Source organism: Streptomyces sp. CB00455, from assembly GCF_001905445.1.
Lineage (GTDB): Bacteria > Actinomycetota > Actinomycetes > Streptomycetales > Streptomycetaceae > Streptomyces.
Genome location: NZ_LIVQ01000005.1, coordinates 437,542 through 451,145, shown reverse-complemented (window position 1 = coordinate 451,145; position 13,604 = coordinate 437,542). Strand labels below are relative to the sequence as shown.

General features: G+C 73.8%; 21 protein-coding genes. 10 read left to right on the top strand and 11 right to left on the bottom strand.

Features of this window, described 5'->3' with window-relative positions:
* Positions 1-118: 118 nt before the first annotated feature.
* Entirely contained in the window at positions 119-934 is an 816-nt protein-coding gene (gene modA / locus AMK16_RS22295; protein ID WP_073918437.1) for a molybdate ABC transporter substrate-binding protein, read from the bottom strand.
* A 547-nt stretch (positions 935-1,481) separates the two neighbouring features.
* Between modA and AMK16_RS22290 the strand changes: the two genes are divergently transcribed.
* Positions 1,482-1,886 (top strand): RNA-binding S4 domain-containing protein, encoded by a 405-nt coding sequence (locus AMK16_RS22290; protein WP_073918435.1) that lies wholly within the window; start codon positions 1,482-1,484, stop codon positions 1,884-1,886.
* 196 nt (positions 1,887-2,082) lie between these two features.
* Here the strand turns inward: AMK16_RS22290 and AMK16_RS22285 are convergent, their stop codons facing one another.
* The 5 genes from AMK16_RS22285 to AMK16_RS22265 form a co-directional block, all read right to left on the bottom strand.
* On the bottom strand, positions 2,083-2,511 hold the full coding sequence (locus AMK16_RS22285; RefSeq protein ID WP_073918434.1) for a PTS-dependent dihydroxyacetone kinase phosphotransferase subunit DhaM: 429 nt from the start codon (positions 2,509-2,511) through the stop codon (positions 2,083-2,085).
* Positions 2,508-3,137 (bottom strand): dihydroxyacetone kinase subunit DhaL, encoded by a 630-nt coding sequence (dhaL, locus tag AMK16_RS22280; protein WP_073918432.1) that lies wholly within the window; start codon positions 3,135-3,137, stop codon positions 2,508-2,510. The genes AMK16_RS22285 and dhaL overlap by 4 nt, the downstream gene beginning before the upstream one ends.
* Before the next feature lie 74 nt (positions 3,138-3,211).
* Positions 3,212-4,216, bottom strand: a complete 1,005-nt coding sequence (dhaK, locus tag AMK16_RS22275; protein WP_073918431.1) for a dihydroxyacetone kinase subunit DhaK — start codon at positions 4,214-4,216, stop codon at positions 3,212-3,214.
* 118 nt (positions 4,217-4,334) lie between these two features.
* Positions 4,335-5,126 carry a restriction endonuclease gene (locus tag AMK16_RS22270; RefSeq protein WP_199885517.1) on the bottom strand — a complete coding sequence of 264 codons (792 nt, stop codon included), beginning with the start codon at positions 5,124-5,126 and terminating at the stop codon, positions 4,335-4,337.
* An 86-nt stretch (positions 5,127-5,212) separates the two neighbouring features.
* Positions 5,213-5,386: a CsbD family protein gene (locus AMK16_RS22265; protein ID WP_073918429.1), complete on the bottom strand. Its 174-nt coding sequence runs from the start codon at positions 5,384-5,386 to the stop codon at positions 5,213-5,215.
* Between the two features lie 217 nt (positions 5,387-5,603).
* On the opposite strand from AMK16_RS22265, the gene AMK16_RS22260 reads away from it, so the two are divergent.
* On the top strand, positions 5,604-5,834 hold the full coding sequence (locus AMK16_RS22260) for a phosphopantetheine-binding protein (RefSeq protein WP_073918428.1): 231 nt from the start codon (positions 5,604-5,606) through the stop codon (positions 5,832-5,834).
* Positions 5,835-5,926: 92 nt separating this feature from the next.
* Here the strand turns inward: AMK16_RS22260 and AMK16_RS22255 are convergent, their stop codons facing one another.
* Positions 5,927-6,145, bottom strand: a complete 219-nt coding sequence (locus AMK16_RS22255) for a hypothetical protein (RefSeq protein WP_073918426.1) — start codon at positions 6,143-6,145, stop codon at positions 5,927-5,929.
* Positions 6,146-6,637: 492 nt separating this feature from the next.
* Here AMK16_RS22255 and AMK16_RS22250 point away from each other — a divergent pair, with 492 nt between their 5' ends.
* Positions 6,638-7,003 carry a PRC-barrel domain-containing protein gene (locus AMK16_RS22250; protein ID WP_073918425.1) on the top strand — a complete coding sequence of 122 codons (366 nt, stop codon included), beginning with the start codon at positions 6,638-6,640 and terminating at the stop codon, positions 7,001-7,003.
* Positions 7,004-7,324: 321 nt separating this feature from the next.
* Positions 7,325-7,795: a hemerythrin domain-containing protein gene (locus tag AMK16_RS22245; RefSeq protein ID WP_073918423.1), complete on the top strand. Its 471-nt coding sequence runs from the start codon at positions 7,325-7,327 to the stop codon at positions 7,793-7,795.
* A gap of 93 nt (positions 7,796-7,888) precedes the next feature.
* On the opposite strand, the gene AMK16_RS22240 is transcribed toward AMK16_RS22245, so the two are convergent.
* Positions 7,889-8,149: a DUF5133 domain-containing protein gene (locus AMK16_RS22240; RefSeq protein ID WP_073918422.1), complete on the bottom strand. Its 261-nt coding sequence runs from the start codon at positions 8,147-8,149 to the stop codon at positions 7,889-7,891.
* A gap of 239 nt (positions 8,150-8,388) precedes the next feature.
* Between AMK16_RS22240 and AMK16_RS22235 the strand changes: the two genes are divergently transcribed.
* The 3 genes from AMK16_RS22235 (at position 8,389) to AMK16_RS22225 (ending at position 10,449) form a co-directional block, all read left to right on the top strand.
* Entirely contained in the window at positions 8,389-9,075 is a 687-nt protein-coding gene (locus AMK16_RS22235) for a HemK2/MTQ2 family protein methyltransferase (protein ID WP_242438835.1), read from the top strand.
* Positions 9,076-9,217: 142 nt separating this feature from the next.
* Complete coding sequence (locus tag AMK16_RS22230; RefSeq protein WP_073918887.1) at positions 9,218-9,418, top strand: CDGSH iron-sulfur domain-containing protein; 201 nt, start codon at positions 9,218-9,220, stop codon at positions 9,416-9,418.
* Complete coding sequence (locus AMK16_RS22225) at positions 9,415-10,449, top strand: iron-containing redox enzyme family protein (RefSeq protein ID WP_079191656.1); 1,035 nt, start codon at positions 9,415-9,417, stop codon at positions 10,447-10,449. Before AMK16_RS22230 ends, AMK16_RS22225 begins: the two co-directional genes overlap by 4 nt.
* 106 nt (positions 10,450-10,555) lie before the next feature.
* Here AMK16_RS22225 and AMK16_RS22220 read toward each other — a convergent pair whose 3' ends face one another.
* On the bottom strand, positions 10,556-10,975 hold the full coding sequence (locus AMK16_RS22220; RefSeq protein WP_073918420.1) for a hypothetical protein: 420 nt from the start codon (positions 10,973-10,975) through the stop codon (positions 10,556-10,558).
* Positions 10,976-11,065: 90 nt separating this feature from the next.
* On the opposite strand from AMK16_RS22220, the gene AMK16_RS36700 reads away from it, so the two are divergent.
* Positions 11,066-11,221 (top strand): DUF6131 family protein, encoded by a 156-nt coding sequence (locus AMK16_RS36700; protein WP_199885515.1) that lies wholly within the window; start codon positions 11,066-11,068, stop codon positions 11,219-11,221.
* Positions 11,222-11,312: 91 nt separating this feature from the next.
* The gene (locus tag AMK16_RS22215) at positions 11,313-11,948 is read left to right on the top strand and encodes an alpha-ketoglutarate-dependent dioxygenase AlkB (protein ID WP_073918418.1); all 636 of its coding nucleotides are present in this window, start codon (positions 11,313-11,315) and stop codon (positions 11,946-11,948) included.
* A 64-nt stretch (positions 11,949-12,012) separates the two neighbouring features.
* Here the strand turns inward: AMK16_RS22215 and AMK16_RS22210 are convergent, their stop codons facing one another.
* Positions 12,013-12,306: a YkvA family protein gene (locus AMK16_RS22210; protein ID WP_073918417.1), complete on the bottom strand. Its 294-nt coding sequence runs from the start codon at positions 12,304-12,306 to the stop codon at positions 12,013-12,015.
* 47 nt (positions 12,307-12,353) lie between these two features.
* Positions 12,354-12,818, bottom strand: a complete 465-nt coding sequence (locus AMK16_RS22205) for a MarR family winged helix-turn-helix transcriptional regulator (RefSeq protein ID WP_073918415.1) — start codon at positions 12,816-12,818, stop codon at positions 12,354-12,356.
* Positions 12,819-12,935: 117 nt separating this feature from the next.
* Between AMK16_RS22205 and AMK16_RS22200 the strand changes: the two genes are divergently transcribed.
* On the top strand, positions 12,936-13,508 hold the full coding sequence (locus tag AMK16_RS22200; RefSeq protein WP_073918413.1) for a DoxX family membrane protein: 573 nt from the start codon (positions 12,936-12,938) through the stop codon (positions 13,506-13,508).
* Positions 13,509-13,604 lie beyond the last annotated feature (96 nt).

Genomic DNA, 13,604 nt, shown 5'->3' with positions numbered 1-13,604 from the left:
AGAGCGTACGTCGGCCGCCCGTACGGGGCCCGTACCGGCGGGCAGGGCCCGGCAGGGAGCGCGGGGTCGCCCGTCCCCCGGCCGGGCAGCCCCTTTCCGTGTGCGGGCGCGGGCCCGGCTACGCCTGCTGGAAACCGGCGTCCTGGAGGATCTTCTGCGCCTCCGGGCTGCTCAGCCAGGCCACGAAGGCGGCTGCGGCCTCGGCGTTCTTGGACTGCTTCAGCGCGGCGGCCGGGTAGGAGGCCACGGCGTTCTGGTCGTCCGGGATGTCCACGGCGACGACCTTGTCACCGGACTTCGCCGAGTCGGTCTTGTAGACGAGACCCGCGTCGGCCTCGCCCAGCTCGACCTTGCCGAGCACGGCACGGACGTTGGGCTCCTGGGAGACGGGCTTCACGGTGACGCCCTGCTTGTCCAGGATCTCCTTGCCGTAGCGGCCGACCGGGACCTCGGGCGCGGCCAGTACGACCTTGACCTTGGTGTCGGCGAGGTCCTTCAATTCGTCGATCTTGAACGGGTTGCCCTTGCCCGTCGCGATGACCAGGCGGTTCTTCGCGATGACCGTGGCCTCGCCGGTCTCGGACCGCAGGCCGTCCATGGTCCTGGTGTCCGCGGTCACCAGGGCGTCGGCGGGCGCCCCCTGCTTGACCTGCGCGGCGAGCTCCTGCGAACCGGCGAAGGAGAACGTGACCCTCGTGCCCGGGTGGGCCTTCTCGTATGCGGCGCCCGCGGTCTTGAAGGCATCGGTGAGCGAGGACGCGGCGAGGACCGTGAGGTTCGCGGCCTCGGGCGCGGCGGAGGCGGGGGACGAGGCCCCGGCGGAAGGGGCGGCGGCGCTCTGCTCGTCGTCGCTGCCGCAGGCGGCCAGCGGGACGAGCAGGGCGGCGGTCAGCGCGGCGGCGGCCGCCCGGCGGCGGTGGGGGATCGCGTACATGGCGGGTGCTCCTCGGTCGGGTCGGCGCCCGGCCGGGTGCCGGTTGCGCGCGGTGCTGACCCGCGCCGGTGACGGGCGGAGCGGGTGGGGGGCGTTCGGGGTGCGGGTGTGGAGTGCGGGTGGCGCGAACGGGATGGTGCCGCGCCGGGCGGTGGAGGCCGGGACGGGCCGCCGCCGGGCCGGAGGGCGGCGGGGCGGCCCCGCCCCAGGGGCGGTCGCCGTGCACGACGGCGACGTCACGCGGGCGGTGGCCTGCACGCCGGCCTTCCGTACCGGATTCCTCGGCGGCCTCACGGGTGACGGGCCGCCCGCCCCGGTTTGTAGGACTGCATGTGCGACAAGGTAGGCGCATCATCCGGGCATGTGCAATTCTCTTGGGGGCATCTCCATCGCAGATGCGGGTCCTCTTGTGGCATCGGCCAAAAGGTGGTCCGCCGCCGGCTCGGGAAGACATGCCGGACGCAATCCTGCTGTCCACCCGGAGGCGCAACCGGCTCGGTGGCGGCACGCCACCGCCGGCAGCCGGCCACGGCACTAGAGTCGGGGCATGGCTGACGAGGCAACTGCACACGGGGGAACAGGGGCGCAGACGGGATCCGTACGGGTCGATGCCTGGATCTGGTCCGTGCGCCTGACGAAGACCCGCTCGACCGCGGCGACCGCCTGCCGGGCGGGCCACGTGAAGGTCAACGGGGAGCGCGCCAAGCCCGCGCAGCCCGTGAAGGCGGGTGACGAGGTACGGCTCTTCCACGCGGGACGTGAGCGCATCGTCGTGGTCCGCAGGCCCGTGTCCAAGCGGGTGGGCGCTCCGGTGGCCGCCGAGTGTCTCATCGACAAGAGTCCGCCGCCGCCGACCCGGGTCGAAGCCGCGGTGGTGGGCATTCGCGACCGGGGCGCCGGCCGCCCCACCAAGCGCGAGCGCCGGGAGATCGAGAACCTCCGGGGCCGCTGACGGTCGCGGGCCCGCGACGGCCGGCTCCGGGATCCGCCCGGCCTGCCCGGCGGCCCTGCCGGGCAGACCGCCGGGCGGGGCCCGGCTTGTTCACCGCGTGGGGCCGCCCCGCCCCGCCGGGCCGGCCCGGCCCGGTTGCCGCGTCCAGCCGTGCCGCAGGGCCCGGCTGGTTGCCCCGTCCCGCCGCGCCGCCGGGTCAGGCCTTGCGGTAGGTGTACGCCTCGCCCGCGGCCGAAACGACCTCCGACAGGGGAGCCCCGGTGGAGGCGGTGACCACCGCCGCCACCGCGCCCTCCACGAACGGCGCGTCCACCAGCCGCGAGTCCGGCGGCAGTTCGTCCTCCAGGAGGAGGGCCTTCACCGTCAGCACGGCGCTGCCGAGATCCACCAGCAGGGCGACCCCGGCCCCGCGGTCGACCTCCCGTGCGGCCGCGACGATCAGCTCCGCGCTCGTGCCGAGACCGCCGCCGGGCGTCCCGCCCGCCGCGGTCACCGGGGCCGTGGGTCCGCCGGCCGCCAGACCCCTGGCCAGCTCCGCCACCGCTTCGGCGACCTGCGCGCTGTGCGAGACCAGCACGACACCGACCTGCCCGGGCTCCGCGCGCCCCGCTTCCGGGCCGGTCATCGCGTACCGTCCGCATCCCCGCCGCCGGAGGCGGCCGCGACGTCCGCCAGCGCCGCCAGCACCAGCGCGGACGAGGTCGCGCCCGGATCCTGGTGGCCGATGCTGCGCTCGCCGAGGTAACTGGCCCGGCCCTTGCGCGCCTGCATCGGGACCGTCGCTCGCGCCCCGGCGTCCGCGGCGTCCGCGGCCGCCCGGTAGGAGGTGCCCAGCTCCGCGACCCCGGGCACCAGGGCGTCCAGCATCGTCTTGTCGCCGGGCGCCGCCCCACCCAGCTGCGCCACCGCCCCGACCCCGGCGTTCAGGGCCTCGCGCAACGCGTCGTCCGAGACCTCGGCCGCGTCCCCGAGCTCCTTGCCCGTGCGCCGCAGCAGCGTCCCGTACAGCGGTCCCGAGGCGCCTCCCACCGTCGAGATCAAGGTCCGCCCGGCGAGCTGGAGCACCGCGCCCGGCGCCGTCGGAGCCTCGGTGTCGAGGGCGGCGCGGACCGCGTGGAAACCGCGCAGCAGATTGCTCCCGTGGTCGGCGTCCCCGATGGGGGAGTCGAGCTCGGTCAGGTGGTCCGCCTCGCGCTCCACGGAGGCCGCGACGGCCGCCATCCAGCGCTGGAAGAAGTCTGCGTCACGCACCGGATCTCCTCGCCTCGGATCGCTCCGCCGGTGGTCCCCGGCGGCACCCGATGTCACCCTACGGTCAGCGGCCCTCAACGACCCCAGCGCAGCGCGGCCGTCTGCACGGGCGCGTCCCACAGCCGCAGCGTCTCCTCGTCGGCCCGGCACAGCGTCACCGAGCAGCCCGCCATGTCCAGCGACGTGACGTAGTTCCCGACGAGCGCGCGCGCCACCGGCACGCCGCGGGCCTCCAACACCCGCACGACCTCGGCGTGGAAGCCGTACAGCTCCAGCAGGGGCGTCGCTCCCATGCCGTTGACCAGCGCCAGGACCGGGCCGTCGGATGGGCCCACCTGTGCCAGGTCGTCGAGCACGGCGCCCACCGCGAAGTCGGCGATCTCCCGCGACGGCATCATCGCGCGCCGCTCGCGGCCGGGCTCGCCGTGGATCCCCACTCCGAGCTCCAGTTCCCCGTCCGGCAGGTCGAAGGTCGGGCTGCCCTTGGCGGGCGTCGTACAAGCGCTCAAGGCCACGCCGAAGCTGCGCGAGCGCTCGTTGACCCGCCGGGCCACGGCCACGACCTCCTCCAGCGGCCTGCCCTCCTCGGCGGCCGCCCCGGCGATCTTCTCCACGAAGAGGGTCGCGCCGGTGCCGCGCCTGCCGGCGGTGTACAGGCTGTCGGTCACCGCGACGTCGTCGTTGACCAGTACCCGCTCGACGCGCAGCCCGTCCTCCTCGGCGAGCTCGGCGGCCATGTCGAAGTTCAGCACGTCACCGGTGTAGTTCTTGACGATGAACAGCACGCCGTGTCCGGAGTCCACGGCGCCCGCGGCCCGCGTCATCTGGTCGGGCACCGGCGAGGTGAACACCTCCCCGGGACAGGCGGCCGACAGCATTCCGTACCCCACGAAACCGCCGTGCAGCGGCTCGTGCCCGGAGCCGCCCCCGGACACCAGCCCCACGCGGCCGCCCTCGCGCGCGTCCCGCCGTACGACGAGCCGCCGTTCCACGTCCACGTCCAGATCCGGATGGGCGGCGGCCATCCCCCGCAGGGCGTCGGCGACCACGGTCTCCGGACTGTTGATCAGCATCTTCATGCGTACCTCCCGGTGGGGGCGGCGGGTGGGCCTCGCGACGGGTCCTCGCGCGGGGCTCGGGCGGCGCCGGTGACATGCGGCCGCGTCCGCGGTCGCACGCCGTACAACCAGTGTGCCGTCAGGCCGTCGACATCCGCGACGCGTGGTCGCGGCCACTCGCCTCCCAGGGCGGGGGAGCGGCCAGTTCGGTCCAGGCCGCCAGCGCTTCGCCGTCGATGCAGATGATCCCGCAGGTGGCGGCGTACTCCTCGGCGGGCGCGGTGAAGGAACTGGTGGTCACGACGACCGCGATGTCGGCCTCGTGCACGGCGAAGCAGGTTCCGCCGAAGCGCTGGAGGTCCTGCGATCCCACGCGGTTGCCGTCGCAGTAGTGCTTGCACTGCACGACGACCCGCAGTCCCCCGGCGGTCGTCGCGATCACGTCGGCGCCCAGGTCGCCCGCGCCGCCGACCACTTCCACCGGTGAGCAGCCGTCCCGCGCGCACAGGGCCGCGACGGTGTGCTCGAAGCCGTCGGGGTCGGCCCCGGCGTGGTCCAGGGCCTGTTCGGCGACGGCCGGCACCTCGGGCGCGGGCTGCGGGGCCACCAGCAGGTCGCCGAGGTCGCCCGGCCCAGGCGGGCCGGCCGGGACGGCCGGGACGGCCGCCGCACGGACCGTGCGCGCCCGGTACCTGCGCCGGACCGGCGCCACGCTCCACCGGGCCAGCGCCACACCGACCACCAGGACGACCACCGTGGCGACGGGCACCACGGGTATCCCGCTGCCGGCCGCGCCGGCGGCGTTGAGGAACACGGCCAGGCCCCCCACGCACGCCGCGGCGAGCCCTATCGCGAGCACCAGGTCGCCCCCCACCGACGCGGAGTCGGCCCCGGCCGCGCCCGCGCCCCTTTCCTCCCCCGATGACATCATCCGGGAGCCCTCCCTCAGTTGTTCGCGCGCGCCGCGGTCCCGAAACCCACAGGGCTCGGGACCGCGGCTCATACAGGTGGTGCGGGTCAGTGCTTGAAGATGTCCTTCATCTTCTCCTTGGCCTGACGGGCGTCACCCTTCGCCTGTTCGGCGCGCCCCTCGGCCGTCAGCCGCTCGTTGCCCACAGCGCGGCCGGCCGTCTCCTTGAGCTTGCCCTCGGCCTGTTCCACCTTGGCCTGGCTCTTCTCGTTGTCCGACACAGCTGATCACTCCCTGATGGATGGGAACAACGTTCGTCCCCTCGTGTGACCGCGACCGCGAACCTCAAACGGGCCGCGGCCGGATGGCGTCCCGCGCGCATTCCGTCGGGTGCCGGCCGGTTGGACGGACGCCGACCGGGGGTACAGGCGGAGGACGACCACGGACGACGGCCAACGACGTCGGACGAAGGACAACAGACCGGCCGGAGGGGAAACCATGCAGTGGGACATCGAAGTGGCGCGGATCGTGGCCAGACACAGCGGGCGGTCCGTGGAGCGGCTGGAGCCGCAGACGGACCTTGCGGATGACCTCGGGCTGGACGACGCCGCGGTGATCGGCGTACTGGCCGACCTGAAGGCCGCGGGATTCCACGTCCAGGACGGCGTGGACCTCGGAAGCCTCACCACCGTGCAGGCGCTGACCGATGCGGTGACCAGGGAGCGCTGACGGGGGCACGGCGCCGGTCACCCGCCCCGGCCGCCGGCCGCTGCGCATCGGACTGCTCGGCGGCCCCGTCGGCACCGTCGGCAGCCCCGTACTCAGGCCGCGTGGCGGCCGTGGTGGGAGCGGGCGGGTGTGTAGGCCGGGGCGACGGGGGGCAGCTCGGGCTCCAGCGCGGGGTCCAGTACGGACCGTAGGTGCCGGCCGAGGGGCTCGGGCTCTGCTTCCCGTGGATCGAGCATGCGCTCTTCGTAGCGGCCGAGGGCCAGCATGGCGCAGAGGAGGAGGGGCGGCACGAGGAGCACGGTGAATATCACGGCGATTCCTTCGGCAGAAAGGTGGTCCTCCGCGCCCCTGCCCCGCTCCGTGCACGGGAATCACGGGGGGCTGTGGGCTCGGACCCTGGAGCGGTGGGCGGCGACACCCGGCCGGCGGCTCCTTCCTGGGGACAGTGGTGCCCATGCCCACCATGCGGCCGGAGGAGGACCTTCGCAATCCGTGCCGAACCGACCACCCTGTGCCGCCGTCCCCGTCTCCCGGTGGGGGCGGCCCACCGTCCTGTCCGCCCCCATGCCGCGACGTCATTCCCCGCCCATGCGGGTGGCCGGATATCACCGGATAACCCGGGTATCCGAACGGTGCCGGGGTGGTTTCCGTGACGCAGCAGGGAACTGGTTGCCTCCAAGGATCGGAGGCCACCCCGGTCCTGCGTGAGCTGCGTGAATCACTGCGGGCGGGGCACGCGGGAACAAGGAAATGCGGCGGGAAGGACCCGCGGCTCATGGGCCCCGGAAGGAGCTGTTCTGGGTATGACCGAGCACGTGTGGAGTTACCAGGAGACCTCTGGCCACCTGGCGGGCGCCGACCTCACCGGCTACAAGGTCAAGGCGAGCGACGGCAGCATCGGCAAGGTGGACAAGCACTCCGATGAGGCGGGCGACGCCTACATCGTCGTCGACACCGGCGTGTGGATCTTCGGCAAGGAGGTCCTCCTGCCCGCGGGCACGGTCACCCGGGTCGACCCCGTCGAGAAGAAGATCTACGTGGACCGGACGAAGGAACAGATCAAGAACGCCCCCGAGTTCCACCGCGAGACGCATCTGGGCGACGACGGCTACCACGAGGAGCTGGGCACCTACTACAGCCGCGGCCCCTTCGGGATGCCGCCCGCCTGACGGGCATCCGCGAGGACGGGCCGGGGCCCGGCGGTCACCACCCGCGCACGCCGGGCCGCCGGGCCCCGGCCCGTCCGCACACGATCAGCGCGGGCCGACCGGATGGCCCACACACCGCGTGTCGCACGCGGTCCGGGCCGTCGGCAGCGGTGTCCTTGGACCGGTGCCCCGGCTCCGTGCCCCTCGCCGGCCGCCCGAGCCGCCCGTCGGTCGTCCACTTGTGCCCGGCCGGCCTGTTCGGCGGCCTGGCCGACGCCAAGCGGGGCTCCCCGGACGTCCGGCGCTCCGGTCCCTGCCCCCTCCCCGCGAAGGCGAACCCCCATGGATGCGATCGTGCTGCTCAAGGAAGACCACAAGACCGTGGAGAAGCTGTTCAAGCAGTTCGAGAAGGCCGGCGACGACGCCGCGCAGGAGAAGCGGACGATCGCCGACCGGGTGATCGAGGAGCTCACCGTCCACGCCTGGATCGAAGAGCAGCTCTTCTACCCGGCGGCTCGCGAAGCCGCTCCCGACACCAAGGACCACGTGCTGGAGAGCATCGAGGAGCACCACGCGGTCCTGTGGATGCTCTCCGAGCTCAAGGGCATGGAAGTGTCCGACGAGCGCTTCGACGCGAAGATGTCGGTGCTGATGGAGAACGTCCGCCACCACGTGGAGGAAGAGGAGCAGGAGTGGTTCCCGGAGGTCCGCAAGGCCATGGGACGCAACGAGCTCAAGGACCTCGGCGAACGCATGGAGGCCGCCAAGGCCGACGCCCCGAAGGCCGACCCGCTGGCCGTGCCCAGCGCCTGAGCGCTCCCACCGGCCGGGCCCCGCGGGGCCCGGCCGCCTCACACCGGGGCGTTCCCGGCCGGTGACCGGCAAACCCTTCCGGTCACAGCACTGCTAGGCGGTGACGGGCTCGCCGGACGCCGGCGTGCGGGCCAGCAGCGAGTCGTCGAGCGGGCCGGCCCCCGGCAGGTTGTGGCGGGCGGCCACCAGGGCCGCGTCCACGCTGGAGGTGCCGGTCGCCACGCACAGCGCCCGGGCGACGTCGCACAGCTGCTCGTGCACGGGCGAGCCCTCCGCCTCCGCCGCTTCCAGCACGGACAGGCTCCAGTAGCGCTCGACGAGCCCGGGCAGCAGCGCGGGGTGGGCCATCAGCATGGTGTGTGTCCTTCCGTTCAAGATCGTGGCTTCGCCCCTCCTGCCCCGCGGACGCGCGTGCACACCACCACGGAATCGAAATGTGCCGCCACTTCTCCGAAAGTCGGGCGGCACTTTCCGTCTGATCCTCCGAAGATCGACGCAACCGCGGATGCGGAGCCCGCCGACGGGCAGCCGCCCAGTGTCGTCACTCACCGCGGTCCGCCTCGGCGGACCGCCTTCGCATCCGGAGGTACGCGGTGTCCACCATCGCTCTGACCTCGGGCACACTGCCTGCCGGGTTGATCGCCCTTCCGGGCGTCTACCAGCCGCAGGCGGACACCCGGTTCCTCGCCGACGCCCTCTCGCACGAAGACCTCGGACCGCATACGGAAGCGCTCGAGATCGGCACCGGCACCGGCGCGCTGGCCCTGCACGCGGCGGGCAGGGGAGCGCGCGTCACGGCCGTCGACGTCTCCTGGTCCGCGGTGGTCACCGCCCGCATCAACGCCGCGCGCCGGCGGCTGCCCCTGCGGGTGCTGCACGGCGACTTCGCCGCCCGCACCGCCGGCCGGCGCTTCGATCTGATCCTCACCAACCCGCCCTACGTCCCTTCGCCGCAGGCCGGCCTCCCCTCCCGCGGAGCGGAGCGCGCCTGGGACGCCGGCCCGGACGGGCGCGCGGTCATCGACCGCATCTGCGCCAGGGCCCCCGCCCTGCTGCGTCCCGACGGTGTGCTGCTGATGGTGCACTCCGGGATGTGCGGCGCCGAGCGGACCGTGGACGGCCTGGCGCGCGCCGGCCTGTCCGCGAGGGTGGCGGCGAGGGCCTCCGTACCGTGGGGACCCGTCCTGCGCTCACGGCGCGCCTGGCTGGAGCGCCAGGGACTGGCGGCCGAGGCGGAGGAATGGGAAGAGCTGGTGGTCATCCGTGCCCGGCACCGCTGACACCCCCGACACCCCCGGCGCGCCCGGCTGCGGCACCGGTCACGTGGGCACGCCCGGCGCCGGTCACGCGGGCACGCCCGGCGCCGTCCCGGCCGACGGCGCGCCGGAGCCGGCCGGCCGACTTCCGGCGCCCGCCCGCCGGGTGACCGTGGATCCCCAGGGCCCCGTCCTGGTCGAAGGCCCCGTCGAGATCGTCCTGGACGACGGCACGGTCGCCCGCTCCGACCGTTTCGTGGTCGCGGTGTGCACCTGCCGCCGCAGCCGCACCTACCCCTGGTGCGACACCAGCCACCGCCCCCGCGAGCGAGCCTCCTCGCCGCCCGAGGACAGGAACCCGCGATGACACCTCCCAGCCCGAGTACGACGGCGACCGCCGCGGGTCCGGGCCCGCTGCTGGCCGAGGGGCGGGGCACGCTGTCGAACGCCGTGGTCGAAGCACTGCGCTCGGGCCGCCCGCCGGCGTACGCAGGCGGATCCGTCCTGAAGGCCGACCCCTGGGGCGAGGACCTCCAGCTTGCGCTCTACCTGCTCTACGAGCTGCACTACCGCGGCTTCGAAGGGGTGGACGACGAACGGGAATGGGACCCGGACCTGCTGCGCCTGCGCCAGGCCCTGGAGACCCGCTTCCTGCATGCCCTGCGCACCGACCTGGCCGACGGCCCCCGGTCCGTCGAGGACGCCTTCGCCCCGCTCCTCGTCGAACCGGTGGACCTCTCCGGCAGCCTCAGCCACCACCTGGAGACGGACGGGGAACTGTGGCAGCTGCGCGAGTACGCCGCCCTGCGCTCCCTCTACCACCTCAAGGAGGCCGACCCGCACGTCTGGGTCATCCCCCGGCTCACCGGCCGGGCGAAGGCCGGGATGGTGGCCATCGAGTACGACGAGTTCGGCGCCGGCCGCGCCGCCGACATCCACGCCCGCCTCTTCGCGGACCTGATGGGTGACCTGGGCCTGGACGCCACCTACGGGCGCTATCTGGACCACGCCACCGCGCCGCTGCTCGCCACCGTGAACCTGATGTCCCTCTTCGGGCTGCACCGCTCCCTGCGGGGCGCCCTCGTGGGGCACTTCGCCTGCGTCGAGGTCACTTCCTCGCCAGGCTCCCGGCGGCTGGCCAAGGCCATGCGCCGGTGCGGAGCGGGGCCCGCCGCCGAGCACTTCTACGCCGAGCACGTCGAGGCCGACGCCGTCCACGAGCAGGTCGTGCGCCGGGAGGTCATCGGCGGTCTCCTCGCCGACGAACCGGCCCTGGAGGAGGACGTGGCCTTCGGCTGCGCGGCGACGGTCCTGCTGGAGGACCGGCTCGCCGCGAGCATCCGCGCGGCCTGGGACCAGGGACGTACCGCCCTGCGCACGGCCCTGCCCGAGGCATAACGGGGGCCGGGAGGCGGCCGGGCGGCCGGCGCGAGCTGCGGCCGCCCGGCCGCGTCGGCGGGGAGCTGCCCGGGGGCGAACGGCGGCCCCGCGGTCAGCGGCTGCGTCAGCGCGGTGCGGCGCGGTGACCGAACCAGTGGCGGCCGCGGCCGGCCCGGGTTTCCCCCGCCGCGGCGGTCCCGGCGGCGCCGGTCGCGTTCCGTTCGCCGACCGGGTCGTCACGCTCACGGTCGGCGGGGCCGCTCTCACGGGGCGGCGCCACGGTGTCGCGCCGTGCCCGGGCCGCGGACCGGCGGGGCGAACGGCGGGCACTGAGCACGACGAGCGTCAGACCGAGCATGACACCGGCCCCGACCACGATGCCGGCGAGGAAGAGGTTTCCAGTCGAGCCGGTGACGTCGTAGCCGAAGACCGAGAAATCGCCGCCGCGGCCGAGGCCGTGACCGGCTCCGCTATTGCCGGATATCCCCGCGACACCTACGACGAGGGCGGCGATCAGAATCAGGAGTCCGAGAATCAGGATCATGGCGTGCTCCCTGGCCGCGCCCGGACAGGCTGCCGGACGTGCCTGCGCCTACCCTGGAATGGAAACCCCCAAGCGAAATCGGAGGACACCATGCTCGTCCTCGGCGTCATTCTGCTCATCATCGGATTCCTGACCGGAATCTCCATCCTGTGGACCATCGGGATCATCCTTGTCGTCATCGGAGCCGTGCTCTGGATCCTCGGGGCCATGGGGCACGCCGTCGGCGGCCGCAAGCACTACTGGTGAACGTGCACCGGTGAGCCCGCTCCGCCGCCCGGCGTGGCGCCTGCGCAGCATATTCGCGCACGTGTTCGGGTGGCGGGGTTAGGCTGGCGTCATGCACGCAGTCCGGGGCCTCCAGGGTTCCCTCTTCGACCAAGGCGACGAGATCGGGCTCGGGCCGCTCGCGGGCATCCGGCGCACCGCACTCGGCGCCGGCGCCTGGGTCGACCACCTGCCCGGCTGGCTCGTCGGCGCCGACGCGCTCTTCGAGCGGCTGGCCGCCGACGTGCCCTGGCACGCCGAGCGGCGGCAGATGTACGAGCGCGAGGTGGAGGTGCCCCGCCTCCTCGCCTTCTACGGTGAGGAAGAGGTGCTCCCGCACCCTTCCCTCATCGAGGCCCGGGACGTCCTGAGTCGTCACTACGCGGCCGAACTGGGCGAGCCGTTCCGCACCGCCGGGCTGTGCCTCTACCGCGACGGCCGCGACAGCGTGGCCTGGCACGGCGACCGAACGGGCCGTTCCGCCACCGAGGACACCATGGTTGCGATCGTCTCCGTCGGCGATCCGCGCGACCTCGCCTTCCGCCCCCGCGACGGCGGCGCCACGCTGCTGAGGCTCCCGCTGGGCCACGGCGACCTCGTCGTGATGGGCGGGTCCTGCCAGCGCACCATGGAACACGCGGTGCCCAAATCCGCCCGGGCGGTCGGCCCCCGGATCAGCATCCAGTTCCGCACCCGGGGCGTGCGGTGACCGGGGTGCTGCCGTCCGGCGTGGCCGGCGGCGCGGCCCCGGAACCCGCGGCCGCACGGGCGTGTCACAGGGCTCCGGGCTCCTTGGCGGGCCGGACGGCCGCCGCTGCCGCGTGCAGCGAGCGCAGCGCCAGCAACAGGACCCCGATGTCGTCCAGGTACACCGGGTCCGGTATCAGGTCCACCGGCGAGACGGTGTAGACCACGGCGACCCAGAAGAGGGCCTTGTCGCGCAGCGGGATCCCGGCGTCCAGGAGGAGGCGCCGGGCCCGGAAGACCCGTACGAGCAGCACGGCCGCGGCGACCGCGAGCGCGGCCGCGAGGACCGCGGCCAGCGTGAGCCAGATCTTTCCGTCCATTGCGCGCCTATACCCGCGCCGCGCGCACGTATACCGGCATGCCCGGCTCAGGCGCCCTGCGCGCGCAGTCGCCGGCCGACTTCGCCCAATCCGTCGGCGAGCGCGTCGAGCTGCTGCGGGGTCAGGACGTCGACGAGGACCTCGCGGACCGTGGCCACGTGCCCGGGGGCGGCCTCCTCCAGCCGGGCGCGGCCGGCCTCGGTGAGGACGGCGAAGACGCCGCGCACGTCGGAGGGGCAGCTGCGGCGGCGGACCAGCCCGGCCTTCTCCATCTGCGTGACCTGGTAGGTCAGCCCGCTCTTGGAGTTGATCAGGCCGTTGGCCAGCTCGGTCATCCGCAGCTCGTGGCCGGGCGCGGCGGCGAGCCGTACGAGGATCTCGTACTGGGGGTGGGAGAGGCCGGAGTCGTCCTTCAGCTGCTGGTCGAGACGGCGGTTCACCAGGGCGGATGCAGCCAGGAAGCCGGTCCACGCGCGCATTTCACGCTCGTCCAGCCATCTCGTTTCAGCCATGGCCCCAGTCTACACGGGTTGTTCCAATTTGAATCAATGGCTAGGGTCGGGGTAGCGGTTCGAATGTGAACTACTGTCCCCTCGCCCGGACCGCACGACCGGAAGGACCCCTCACCGATGACCAGCCCCTCCGCCGCCCCGGCGAAGCCGCAGGCCGCCACCGCGGCCGCGCGGTCCGCATCCGCCACCGCGCCCTCCCCCTCCACGCCCGCCCATGACACCGGCCTGCTGCTCCTGCGCCTCGTCCTCGGCCTGACGATGGCCGCCCACGGCTCCCAGAAGCTCTTCGGCTGGTTCGGGGGAGGCGGCATCAGCGGCACCGGCCGGTTCTTCACCGCCAGCGGCTACCCCGCCGGCGACACCATGGCCGTCGTCGCGGGGCTCACCGAGGTCCTCGGAGGTCTCGGTCTCGCCGTCGGCCTCCTCACCCCGCTCGCCGGCGCGGCCGTCGTCGGCACCCTCGTCAACGCGATCGCCGTCCGCGGCACCGGATCCTTCTTCGCCCCCGAAGGAATCGAGTACGAACTGCTGCTGACCGCGGGCGCCGCCGCCCTCGCGCTCACCGGCCCCGGCCGGTACGCGGCCGACCGCTTCCTTCCGGTGCTGCGCGCCCACCGTCTGGCCCACGGCGTCCTCGCCGTCGCCTTCGGCGTGGTCCTGGCCGCGGCGCTGCTCCTGGTGCGCAACTAGTGCTGTGACCGGGGCGGTTCACAGCACCAGCTCGTCATGGGCGGACCTCCCGGACGGAACTCCCGGGCGGCCGAGGGTGTCCGGGGCCTGCGCTGA